The 12,346-nt window shown below is 75.3% G+C and carries 6 protein-coding genes; all 6 read left to right on the forward strand.

Annotation, left to right across the window (positions count from 1 at the left end):
* Nucleotides 1-483: 483 nt before the first annotated feature.
* The 6 genes from ACFZCD_RS02275 (at nt 484) to ACFZCD_RS02300 (ending at nt 12,264) form a co-directional block, all read left to right on the forward strand.
* Nucleotides 484-1,098 (forward strand): LuxR C-terminal-related transcriptional regulator, encoded by a 615-nt coding sequence (locus tag ACFZCD_RS02275; RefSeq protein ID WP_391826966.1) that lies wholly within the window; start codon nt 484-486, stop codon nt 1,096-1,098.
* 218 nt (nt 1,099-1,316) lie between these two features.
* On the forward strand, nt 1,317-4,121 hold the full coding sequence (locus ACFZCD_RS02280; protein WP_391826968.1) for an AAA family ATPase: 2,805 nt from the start codon (nt 1,317-1,319) through the stop codon (nt 4,119-4,121).
* A gap of 14 nt (nt 4,122-4,135) precedes the next feature.
* A complete protein-coding gene (locus tag ACFZCD_RS02285; protein WP_391826970.1) occupies nt 4,136-6,847 on the forward strand; it encodes an AAA family ATPase in 2,712 nt (903 codons plus the stop codon).
* Nucleotides 6,844-9,582 carry an AAA family ATPase gene (locus ACFZCD_RS02290; protein WP_391826972.1) on the forward strand — a complete coding sequence of 913 codons (2,739 nt, stop codon included), beginning with the start codon at nt 6,844-6,846 and terminating at the stop codon, nt 9,580-9,582. Before ACFZCD_RS02285 ends, ACFZCD_RS02290 begins: the two co-directional genes overlap by 4 nt.
* Nucleotides 9,583-9,886: 304 nt before the next feature.
* Nucleotides 9,887-11,497 (forward strand): GMC oxidoreductase, encoded by a 1,611-nt coding sequence (locus tag ACFZCD_RS02295; protein WP_391827922.1) that lies wholly within the window; start codon nt 9,887-9,889, stop codon nt 11,495-11,497.
* Nucleotides 11,494-12,264, forward strand: a complete 771-nt coding sequence (locus ACFZCD_RS02300) for a thioesterase II family protein (RefSeq protein WP_391826974.1) — start codon at nt 11,494-11,496, stop codon at nt 12,262-12,264. Before ACFZCD_RS02295 ends, ACFZCD_RS02300 begins: the two co-directional genes overlap by 4 nt.
* The last annotated feature ends 82 nt before the right edge of the window (nt 12,265-12,346 follow it).

Consider the following 12,346-nt stretch of genomic DNA (forward strand, 5'->3'; position numbering starts at 1 on the left):
TTTCCGCACGTTTCCCGCACGCGCTTCCCGCACATTCCCGCTCAACTGCGGCGGGGGGGGGGGGGGGGGGGGGGCCCGCCCCCCCCCCCCCGGGGGCGGGGGGGGGGGGGGGGGGGGGGGCCCCCCCCGGGGGGGGGGGGCCGCCCCCCCCCACGTCCGTTCCCCGAGGTCACGACGGGGCTGGTGCTGCGGTGGGCGAGGAAAAGGACGTGGTTTTTTACGTGCGTGTGACAGCCGGGTAATCCACGGTTCATGGAGGATAAAAAGACCCCTCGAAGGTGGCGTGAACGCGAGGGCGCACTGGCGCGACTTCGACCGTACCGAACCCCCGAAGGGGCCGGCGGGCGGCTACCGAACCTTTGCCGCGGAGCCGCAGTGTTAGGCCGCCCCGCCCGGCCTTCGTTGACCGGCGGACCGGAATCTCACTAGCCTCCCCATTAAATTCACCCTCCATGAAGTTTCCTGAAGGGGAACCCTCCCTTGATGAATGCAGCACCTGCAGCACCGGGCCTGTGCATGGCGAGTCTCGATAGAGCCCTGACGATCCAGCAGGCGAACCAGGAGTTCTTCCGGCAGTTCAACGGATCGTCCGAGGAAATATGCGGCCGCAATTTCCGTGATGTGGTGCACCCGAGCGTCCAGCAGCCGCTGATGCGGCAGTTCTCCCATTTGCTCGAAGGGAAGCACCAGCGATTCGTCACCCCCGTCATCGCCGTGGGGCCCGGTGAGGAGTCCGCCTTCACCGTCCCCCTCACCGCGGTCGCGGTGCGCGGCGGCGCCCTGCCCGACACCTCCGCGATCCTGGTCATGATGCCCTCGGCCCGGGACGCCGAAGGGACGCGCGTCGTCACCAACCGCAAGAAGATCCTCTCCGAGATGGACGCCCGCATCCTCGAGGGCATCGCGGCCGGCGTCTCCACCGTCCCCCTGGCCTCGCGCCTCTACCTGAGCCGGCAGGGCGTCGAGTACCACGTGACCTGCCTGCTGCGGAAGCTGAAGGTGCCCAACCGCGCCGCGCTGGTCTCCCGCGCCTACTCCATGGGCGTGCTCAAGGTCGGCACCTGGCCGCCCGAGGTCGTCGAGGACTTCGTGAAGTGAGCGGGCGCGGGCCCCTCGTGGGCGGCCCGCCCGCCGGCCCCCTTGGTGACAATTCGGCCATAAGGTCCGCGTTCTGACTCAAAGATAGATGGAAATGTTCACTTCCGTTTCTTACTGTCATGTCGACTGGATCTTGCAAGCCGGCTCCCTCCCCAGGGCCGGCCGCCGGCGCGCCGATCGTCCCCCGAGGTCGCGCCAGGCTTCATGAAAGGAACACTGTGGCGGTCATCCCCGAGACACGTCATGAGTCTTCCCGGACCCTGGTCGGCCGCTCCGCCGAACTGAACAGCGTGCTGCGGCAGGCCGGACTGGCCCGCGCCGGGGCCGCGCAGGCCGTGCTGGTCCGGGGCCCGGCCGGAATCGGCAGGAGCAGCCTGCTGACCGCCGTCGCCGACCGGCTGCGCACCGACGGCTTCACCGTCCGCACCGCCGGCGGAGGCACCGCACCCGGCCGGCTCTTCGACGCGCTGGGCCTGCCCGCCGCCCCCGTGCCCGCAGACCCCTCCGGGCCGCCGGCCGACGCGTACGCCGACCGCCGTCGGCTCCACGCCCACCTCCTCCGCCTGCTGGCCGAGGGCCCCCTGGCCATCGTCCTCGACGACGCCCAGCAGTACGACGAAACGTCCCTGCGCTGCCTCGACTTCGCCCTGCGCCGGGTCACCGCACAACCCCTCTTCGTGCTCTTCGCCCAGCGCACGGAGAGCGACGGCCCCGGCACGGCCGTCCTCGCCGAACTCCTGGCCCAGGACCGCTGCACGCTCCTGGAGCCGCAGCCGCTGGGCGAGACCGGCACCGGCCGGCTGATCGACGGCGCGCTGGGCGGACCCGTCGACCCGCTCTTCGCCCGGCGCTGCGCGGAGATCTGCGGAGGCAACCCGCTCCTCCTCGGACGGCTGCTCGCCGGGCTGCGCACGGCCGGGATCCGGCCCGACCGCGGCGGCCTGCGCCGGCTGCGCACCGTCTACGGCGGCATCCTCGCCTCCCTGATACCGGACTTCCTGGCCGTCCAGCCCGGCCCCGTACGGCAAGTGGCCACGGCCCTGGCCGTCCTCGGCCGTGCCGAGCCCGACCTGCTGGGCGCGCTGGCGGGCGTCCCGGGCCGGCGCGTGGAGGCCGCCCTGGCCGTGCTGCGCCGGTTCGAGGCCGTCGCCCCCGGCGGGAGCGGGGCGGTGATGCGCGAGCCCCTCCGCCGGGCCGTCCTGGCCGGCCTGCCGGCCGGTGCCGTGCGCGAGCTGCGCGCCCGGGCCGCCAGGCTGCTCAACGACGCCGGACGGCCGGCGGCCGACGTCGTCGGCCAGCTCCTCTTCCTGGAGCGCATCGACGAACCCTGGATGCTCGCCGTGCTCCGCGACGCCATCGCCGCATCACCCGGCCGGGCCGCCCCCGCCGAGGTGGTCGGCTGCCTGCGACGCGGCCTGACGGCACGTCTGACGCCCGCCGCCCGCAAGGACATCCACCGGGAACTCGCCCGGGCCTGCGCCGCCACGGCACCGGCCGCCGCCCTGTGGCACCTGCACAAGGCCCTCGCCGCCGCCACGGACGTCCGGGAGAAGGCCGCCATCGCCGCGGACTACGGGCTCTCCGCCGTCGGCACGCGCCAGGCCGCCGACGCCGTGCGCACCCTGGGCCGCGTCCTGGACGACCTCGACGCCGGCCTGGGCGCCGCCCCCGGACCCACCGACCGTGAACTGCGCACCACCATCGCCTCGGCCCTCCTCGTCACCGCCGTCAACGACACGGCGGCCATGTCGGTGGCCCGCGAACGGGCCCGCACCTGGACGCTGCCCCGCGGCGACAGCCCCGCCGAACGCCAGCTGCTGGCCGCCACCAGCGTCATGGCGTGCCTGGAGGGCCGGCCGGCCGTGGAAGCGGCCGCGCTCGCCCGCCGGGCGCTCCGCGTCGAAGAGGCGGCGCCCGCCGGCTGGTGGGTCCTCGGACCCACCACCGTCCTCAGCCAGGCCGACGCCCTCGACGAGGCACTGACCGGCCTGGAGCGCTCCTGCGCCGGCGGACCGGCCCGCCAGGACGCGAGGGTACGGGTCCCGGCGCTGGCCGGCCGCTCCCTCATCCTCCACAACGCCGGCGACATCACCGGCGCCCTGCAGCAGGCACGGGCCGCCCTCGCGCTCGCCGAGCGGTCCGCGCCGGGCCGCCCCGCGCCCCTGGCCCACATCGCCCTGGGCAGCGCCCTGCTCTCCGCGGGCCGCACCGCCGAGGCCTGCCTCGTGCTGGACCGCCTCGTGCGCACCGACACCGCCCTCGAACGCCGCCTCTTCGAGTGGCACCACTACCTCTACGTCCGCGGCCGGGCACTGCGCGAACAAGGCGACATGGAAGGCGCTCTGGACGTGTGGCGCAGGTGCGGCCGCAGCCTGGCGGCGGCCGGGGTCGCCAACCCCCTCCTGGCCCCCTGGTGGCTGCCCGCCACCACCAGCCTCGCCCACCTCGGCCGGACCGCCGAGGCCGCCGCCGTCGTCGAGCAGGCCCTGCCGAGCCTGCGGCGCTGGGGCACTCCCCGGGCCCTCGGACTGGGCCTCCTCGCCGCCTCCCGCGTCGCCGAGGGCCGGGCCCGGCTGCGGCTGCTCGGTGACTCGGTGGACGCCCTGGCAGACTCCCCGGCACGGCTGGAGCTGGCCAAGGCCGAATACATGCTCGGCTACGAACTGCTGCGCCACGGCGACGCCGACAGCGCCCGCCGCCACCTGCGGCGCGTCATCGAAAGGGCCACGCACCGCGGGTACCACCTGCTCGCCGCCACCGCCCGCAGGCTGCTGGTCACCGCCGGCGGGCGCATGCCGCAGCTCGCCGCCAGCCCCCTCGACTCCCTCACCGGCAGCGAACGCCGCGTGGCCGCCCTGGCCCACGACGGAGTGAGCAACAAGAAGATCGCCGAGACGCTGTTCATCACGACCCGCACGGTGGAGATGCACCTGACCAACGTCTACCGCAAGCTCGACGTACGGGGCCGCGCCGAGCTCCCCGGCGGCCTCCGCACCTCCGGACTGCTGGCGACGGGCCGGTGACCCGGAGAACGACCGTGCCACCGCTCGACGCCCTCCCCGCACCCGGCGACGGCCCCACCGGACCCTCACCGCTCGCCGGGCGGGAACCCGAAGAGGCCCTGCTCTCCGCCGCGCTGCAGGACCTGCACCGCGGCCGGGCCGCCCTCGCCGGCGTGCACGGCCCGCCCGGCATCGGCCGCAGCGCGCTGCTGGACCGTGTGGCCGTCCTCGCCGGACGGGCCGGCGTCCGCGTCGCCGCCGCCCAGGCATGCCCGGACGAGACCGGCCGCCCCTACCGCCTCGCCGCCCAGCTGCACAGCGCCCTGGCGCACAGCGGCCACGCCGCGGCCCCGCCGCCCTCCGGGACGGCGCCGGACCTCGAACGGGCCGCCCTGTGCCGGGTCTTCCTCTCTGCCGCCCGCACCGAACCGCTGCTCCTCGTCGTCGATGACGTCCAGTGGGCCGACCGGGCGTCCCTGCGCTGGCTGCAGGCCCTCGCCCGCCGCCTCGCAGGCACCTCCCTGATGCTGCTCACCGCCCGCAGCGACGCCGCCCCCGCCGGCCCGGACGACCGCATCGAACCCTGCCCCCTGGACGCCGGGCACGCCGTCGCCGTGCACACCATCGCCCTCGGCCCGTTGCCGGACCCGGCCGTCGGCCGGCTCCTCGCCGAGCCCTGGCACACCCCGGCCGACCCCGTGTTCCACGAGGCGGCGGCACGGGCCGCCGACGGGAATCCCGCTCTGCTGCGCGCGGTGCTCAGCCAGTTCGCCCGCCACGGCCGGCGCCCCACCGGCGAGGACCTGCCCCGGCTGGCCGACTGCGCCGCCGAAGCCGTACGGCAGCGCACCCGGCACACCCTCACCGTGCTGCCGGAGGAGCTCCACGGCGTCCTGCGCGTCATCGCGGCCGCCGGGCCCGACTGCACCCCCACCATGATCACCGCGCTCGCCGGGGTGCACGCTCCGCGCGCCCTCGCCCTGCTCTCCGGAACCGGCCTGCTCGCCCCCGGTGACCGGCCCGCGTTCCGGCACCCGGCGGCGGCCGAGGCCGTCCTCGCCGGCCTGAGCGTCCAGAGCCGCGAGGAACTCCACGCCCGCGCCGCCGCCTTGGCCCACCGGATGGCCGCCCCCGACAGCGCGGTGGCCCGCATGATGCTCAGCGCACGCCCCGCCGGCGCCGCCTGGGCCGTCGGCCTCCTGCGCGGCGAGGCCGCCCGCCACCGCACCGCCGGACGGCCCGCCGACGCCGCCCGGCTGCTCCGGCGCGCCCTGCGCGAACCGGTGCCGCCCGCACAGCGCGTCCAGCTGCTGACCGAACTCGCGGCCGCCGTCCTGCCCTCCGACCCGGAGACGGCCGACCGGCACCTGCGCCAGGCCCTGCTGGCCCCCGCCGGCACCACTGCCGGCCCCGCCTGGGTGCGCGCCGCCGAACTCCTCGTCGCCCGCGGCGACATGGCCGCCGCCCAGCCGCTGATCGCCCGCGCCGCCGGGCGCGCCGCACCGGGAAGCGACGAGGCGAGTGCTCTGTGGGCCCTGTACCGGCTCGCCGAGCAGAGCGAGCCGGAAGCCGCCCACGAACTGGAGGGCCCGCCGGTCCCGCCGCTGCCCCCGCAGCCCTCCGGGGCGGCGGAAGCCGCCGCCGCGGCCTGGCGCACCGCCCTGCACGGCCGCGACATCGGCCTCGCCCGCCGCCTGGCCCGCACCGCACTCGCCCCGGCCGCCCGCCGCACCGTGCCCCTGCTCCTCCAAGCGGCCGCCTGCCACGTGCTCGTGCTCAGCGGCGACTACGAAGAGGCCCGCACCGCCCTCGACGCCGTGCTGCTGCGTGCCCGTCACGAGGACGTCCGCCCGGTGGCGGCGGTGGCCCTGCTCGTCACCGGCCTCGCCGAACTGGGCCGCGGACGCCCCGACGCCGCCTCGGACGCCCTCGACCGGGCCCAGGAGCTCATGCCCGGCCACCACCCCGCCCCGTACCTCACCCCCGGACTCATCGCCCTCGCGGCCCTGGTCCGGCTGGAACAGGGCCACCCGGACGCGGCGGAGCGGCTCCTCACCCCGGCCCACCCGTACGGCACCGCGGCCGGACTGGCCGGGGCCGTCCTGCTCTACGCCCGCGGCCGGGCCCACCTGGTGCGCGGCGACCGGGAGCAGGCCCTGACCGACCTGCTGGAGTGCGGGCGCAGGCTGCTGGCCCGGCAGGTGACCAACCCCGCCTTCCTGCCCTGGCGCCGGGCCGCCGCCTCCGCCTGCGGCACACCCGCCGACGCTCCCGCGGCCGCCGCACTCCTCGCCGAGGAGCAGCGCCTCGTACGCGCCTGGGGTTCCCCCGCCGCCCCGGCCTGTGCCACGGAGGACGGGGGAGGGCCGACCTCGCCCGCCACCCCTGCAGCACCTGCCGGACGGCGCACGGCGGATTCCTCCGCGCGCGACGCCGCCCCTGCCGGTTCCCGTCCCGCCCGACCGCAAGTCCGTGGTGACACACCGTCCGACGCCCGGGCGGCGGACCGGCGGCTCCCTCCCCGTACCGCTGCTGCCCCGGCGCCCCGGCGGGAACTGACCGGAGCCGAACTGCGGGTGGCCGTGCTGGCCGCCGGCGGCCTGCCCAACCGGGCCATCGCGGCCCGGCTGTCCATCACCCCGCGCACCGTCGAACTCCACCTGACCAAGACCTACCGCAAGCTGGGCATCCAGGGCCGGCCCCAACTGGCCGCCGCGCTGGAGCACCGACCGAAAGCGACACCATGACACCTCTTCGCGGCCGGGAACGCGAACTCGACCTGCTCACCGCGGCGATGGAGTCCGCCCGCCGGGGCGACGGCCGCCTGCTGGCGGTGACCGGCGGCCTGGGCAGCGGCAAGACCGCCCTGCTGCGGCAGCTGCCTCCGCTCGCCGAACGCCGCGGCCTGCGCGTCCTCACCGCCGGATGCGCCCCGCAGGAGCAGGACCTCCCCTTCGGCGTGGTCAGCCGGCTCCTCGACCCGCTCCCGGACAGCCGGCCCCTCGACCTCGTCCCCGGCCCCGACCGGTTCACCGAACTCCTCACCTTCGTCACCGAATCCGGCGCGGACCGGCCCCTCTTGATGCTCGTCGACGACCTTCAGTGGGCCGATCCCGCCTCACTGCGCTGGCTCGGCGAGCTGGCCCGGCGCCTGCCGGGCCGGCACGCCACCGTGGTCGTCAGCGTCCGGGAGGGCGAGCCGGGCGCGGACGCACCACCGGTGCAGGCGCTCGTCGAACGCGCCGCCCTCGTCCACCTCGCCCCGCTGCCCCTGGAGACCGCCGCGGCCCTCGCCGCCGACCACCTGGGACACCCCGGCGACCCCGAGCGGATCGCCGCCTGCCACGAGGCCTCGGCGGGCAACCCCCTCTTCCTCACCGCGGCCCTGACCGGCCTCGCCCGGGAGGAGCCGCCGACCGGACACCTCCCTTCCGTACCCGGGCCCCGGATCGTCGCGCTGCACGAGCGCCTCGCCGTCGCCCTGCGCTCCCAGCCGGCACCGGTACGCCGCCTCGCCAGGGCGCTGGCGGTCCTCGACGAGGGAGCGGACCTCGAACTGGCCGGCCGGCTCGCGGAGCTCGACGCCGCGGGCAGCGAGGAAGCCGCCCGTGCCCTGCGCCGCCTCGGCCTGCTGACCGGCGGCCCCGCACCGCGCTTCGCCCATCCGGCCGTGCGCGCGGCCGCCGAGGAGTCGATGACCTCCGCGGAGCACCAGGACATCCACCTGCGCGCCGCGCACCTCCTCCACCACGCCGGCCACCCGGCCGAACGGGCCGCCGCCCAGCTCCTCGCCGTGACCTCGTGCCACGACGGCTGGACCGTCGAGGTGCTGCGGTCCGCCGCCACCGCCGCACGCCGCCGCGGAGCCCTCCGGGAAGCGGCCCGCTACCTGCGCCACGCCCTGCTCGGCAGCTCCTCCTCCGGCGCCGACCGCGCCGCCCTGCTGCTCGACCTGGCCGCCTCGGAGCGCGACGCCGACCCGCAGGCCGCCCTGCGCCACCTCTCCCAGGCACTCCTCCTGCTCCCCACCCCCGCCGGGCGCGCCCTCGCCGCCGCCCGTACCCCGCCCTTCCTCCTCGGCAGCTGCCCCCCGCCGGTCATCGACACCGTCGCCAAGCTGGCCGCCGAACTGGGCGACCCGGACGACCTCACCGGCATCGAACGCCAGGCGGCCCTGCGGCTCGAGGCCCGGCTGCGCCACGTCGCCGTGGCGGGACCGGGCGAACTCGCCGGGTGCACCGAGCGGCTGCGGGCCCTCGGCGACACGCCCCCGATGAGCACCGCCGCCGAACGCGAACTCGTCACCGTGCTGCTGCACGGCGCCACCGTCACCCAGCAGATGACCGCCGCGGAGGTCGCCTCCCACGCCGGCCGCGTCCTCCAGCACGAACCGGCCGCCCCCGGCCACGTCCACACCGCACTCCCTCACCTGTGCGGAGTCCTGGTGGCCGCCGAATCGCTGGAAGCCATCGGCCCCTGGCTGACCATCGCCCGCGAACGCGCCCGCCGGGACGGCGCCCCCGTCCCCCAGGCGGTCATCGCCACCGAACTCGCCCACATCACGCTGGCCCGGGGACGGCTGCAGGAGGCGCGCGCCCACGCCGAGGAGGCCCTCGCCCTCGGCATCACCGAGTGGGCCACGCTGCCCTCCATGGCCGCCCTCGTCATGGTCGCCGTGCACAGCCGGGACGCCAAGCTGGCGCGGCGGCTGCTCGGCCACCGCCGCGAGGCCGCCGACCACGACTACCGCCCCTCGCCGCTCCAGTTGCTGAGGGGCTCCGTCGCCGCGGCCGAGGGCGACCCGGCCACGGCCCTGGAATACGTCCTCGACTGGGGTCGCTCGGCCGAGCGCGCCGAATGGCGCAACCCCGCCCTCGTGCCCTGGCGCACCTGGGCGGCCGCGATGAACCACCGCCTCGGCCGGACCCGGCAGGCCCACGACCTCGCCGACGAGGAGTACGAACGGGCCGTCGCCTGGGGCAGCCCCGTCACCATCGGCCGCACCCTGCGCGTCAGGGGCGCGATCACGGCGGGGGAGCGGGGCATCGAGCTGCTGCGCGAGTCCGCCGAGCTCCTGGGACGGTCCGTGAACACCATGGAAGCGGCACGGACCGAGCTCCTCCTCGGCCGGCGGCTGCTGGCCGCCGGCCGGAACGCCGAGGCCGGGACCCGGCTGCTCCGGGCCCGCGACCAGGCCCTCGCCTGCGGCGTGCCGTGGATCGCCGACCGGGCGTGCCGGGACCTCGCCGACCCGGCCGGGACCCGCAACCCGGTGGCCGTGGCGGCGCTCACCCGGGCCGAACGCAGGGTCGCCGGGCTCGCCGCCCACGGCCTGCCCAACAAGGACATCGCCGAACGGCTCCAGGTGAGCTCACGCGCCGTGGAGAAGCACCTCACCAGCGCCTACCGCAAGCTCCAGGTGTCGGGACGCTCCGAACTGACCGCGTACGCCCCTCTGCTGCCCGGCCCGGCGGACGGCTGAGCGGCACCCGCGACCCGGAACGGCCCGTACCGTACCGAAGCCCCTTCGGTACCCCGGGCAACCGAACCCCCGGCCCGGCATCCACAGGGTTAGTGCCTCCCGCCCGGATCGCGTTGACAGCCTTCACACGGTCTCCATACCGTCCATTCCGCGGTGATCGCGGAGAACCCACCACTCGGCACCCGGGCGCTGCGTGACCGGCCTCGATCACCCGGATGCGCATGCGCTTCCCCTCCCCGATCCCCTCTCCCCGAAGTTCAGGAGAATCAGCGTGGTAGCACACCAGCCCCTGTCGCGCCGTCGCATGCTCGGCCTGGCGGCCTTGGGCGCCGCGGCACTCGCCGGCCAGACCACGATCACCGCCGCTCCCCGGGCGGCGGCCGCCCCCCGCGCCGGCGGCGACAGCGGCACGTTCGTCCCCGCCGTCGTGATCGGCACCGGCTACGGCGCGGCCGTCTCCGCGCTGCGCCTCGGCGAGGCGGGGGTGCCCACGCTGATGCTGGAGATGGGCCAGCTGTGGAACCAGCCCGGCCCGGACGGCAACGTCTTCAGCGGGATGCTCAAGCCCGACAAGCGCTCCAGCTGGTTCAAGACCCGCACCGAGGCCCCGCTCGGCTCCTTCCTCTGGCTCGACCTCGCCAACCGCGACATCGACCCGTACGCGGGCGTCCTGGACCGCGTGAACTTCGACCAGATGTCGGTGTACGTGGGACGCGGTGTCGGCGGCGGCTCGCTCGTCAACGGCGGCATGGCGGTCACGCCCCGGCGCTCGTACTTCGAGGAGGTGCTGCCGCAGGTCGACGCCGCCGAGATGTACGCGAAGTACTTCCCGCGCGCCAACTCCACGCTCCGCGTCAACAACATCGACAAGGGCTGGTTCGAGCAGACCGACTGGTACAAGTTCGCCCGCGTCTCGCGCGAGCAGGCGTCGAACGCCGGCCTGAGCACCACCTTCGTGCCCAACGTCTACGACTGGGACTACATGCGGCGCGAGGCGGACGGCACCGTGCCCAAGTCCGCGCTGGCCGCCGAGGTCATCTACGGCAACAACCACGGCAAGGTCTCCCTCGACAAGAGCTACCTGGCGGCCGCCCTCGGCACCGGCAAGGTCACCATCGAGACCCTCCACCAGGTCAAGACGATCCGTCAGCAGAAGGACGGCACCTACCTGCTGACCGTCGAGCAGAAGAACGCCGACGGAAAGCTGCTGGCGACCAAGGAGATCTCCTGCCGCCACCTCTTCCTCGGCGCCGGCAGCCTCGGGTCCACCGAACTGCTGCTGCGGGCCCGGGAGACGGGCGCCCTGCCGAACCTCAGCTCCGAGATCGGCGGCGGCTGGGGCCCCAACGGCAACATCATGACCGCCCGCGCCAACCACGTGTGGAACCCCACGGGCTCCAAGCAGTCCTCCATCCCCGCGCTCGGCATCGACGACTGGGACAACAAGGACGCCCCCGTCTTCGCCGAGATAGCCCCCATGCCGGCCGGCCTCGAGACCTGGGTCAGCCTCTACCTGGCCATCACCAAGAACCCCGAGCGCGGCACCTTCGTCTACGACGCGGCCAAGGACCGGGCGGACCTGCGCTGGACCCGCGAGCAGAACGCGCCCGCCGTCGCCGCCGCGAAGTCGCTGTTCGACCGCATCAACAAGGCCAACACCACGATCTACCGGTACGACCTCTTCGGCAAGCAGCTCAAGGCCTTCGCCGACGACTTCTGCTACCACCCGCTCGGCGGCTGCGTGCTCGGCAAGGCCACCGACAACTACGGCCGGGTCGCCGGCTACAAGAACCTCTACGTGACGGACGGCTCCCTCATCCCCGGCAGCATCGGCGTCAACCCCTTCGTGACCATCACGGCGCTGGCCGAGCGGAACGTCGAGCGCATCATCCGGCAGGACATCGCCGGGTCATGACGAACTCACCGCCCACCGACGACAACGGCCTCTGGATCCGCAGGTTCCACCCGCGTCCCGGCAGCCGCGTCCGGCTGGTCTGCCTGCCCCACGCGGGCGGCTCCGCCAGCTTCTACTTCCCCCTGTCCCGGGCCATGCCCGAGACCGTGGACGTGCTGTGCGTGCAGTACCCCGGCCGCCAGGACCGCCGCACCGAGCCGCTCGTCGACTCCGTACCGGCCCTCGCGGACAAGGTGTTCGACGCCCTGCTGCCCTGGACCGACCAGCCGCTCGCCCTGTTCGGCCACAGCATGGGCGCGTCCCTCGCCTTCGAGGTCGCCCGGCGCCTGGAGCGGGAGCGGGACATCGTGCCCGCCGCCCTTTTCGCCTCAGGCCGCCGCGCCCCGTCCATGCACCGCGACGAGACCGTCCACCTGCGCGACGACGACGGCCTCGTCGCCGAGATGCGCAGCCTCAGCGGCACCGACGCCCAGCTGCTGGGCGACGAGGACGTGCTGCGCATGATCCTCCCGGCCATCCGGGCCGACTACCGCGCCGCCGAGACCTACGCGTGGGAGCCCGGGCCGCCGCTGCGCTGCCCCGTGACCTCCCTGACCGGCGACGACGACCCGAAGGTGACCGTGGAGGAGGCCGCCGCCTGGGCCGGGCACACCGACGGCCCCTTCACCCTGAAGGTCTTCCCCGGCGGTCACTTCTTCCTGGCCCGCCACCAGGCGGAGATCGTCCGGCTCATGGCCGGACAGCTGGAGGCGCCCGCGCGGGCGTAGGACACCACACGAACATCCCTGCCACAGCCCAGGAGCGCACCGCGCTCCTGGGCTTCGTGGCGTGCGCCGCCGGCCTCGTGCG

Origin of the sequence: Streptomyces sp. NPDC008001 (assembly GCF_042958085.1) — a bacterium.
In the GTDB taxonomy this organism is placed as follows: domain Bacteria; phylum Actinomycetota; class Actinomycetes; order Streptomycetales; family Streptomycetaceae; genus Streptomyces.

Bases quoted from the DNA above. Each gene is read 5' to 3' on its own strand.
- ACFZCD_RS02300 (WP_391826974.1), top strand. From the start codon at position 11,494: ATGACGAACTCACCGCCCACCGACGACAACGGCCTCTGGATCCGCAGG.
- ACFZCD_RS02290 (WP_391826972.1), top strand. From the start codon at position 6,844: ATGACACCTCTTCGCGGCCGGGAACGCGAACTCGACCTGCTCACCGCG.
- ACFZCD_RS02275 (WP_391826966.1), top strand. From the start codon at position 484: ATGAATGCAGCACCTGCAGCACCGGGCCTGTGCATGGCGAGTCTCGAT.
- ACFZCD_RS02295 (WP_391827922.1), top strand. From the start codon at position 9,887: ATGCTCGGCCTGGCGGCCTTGGGCGCCGCGGCACTCGCCGGCCAGACC.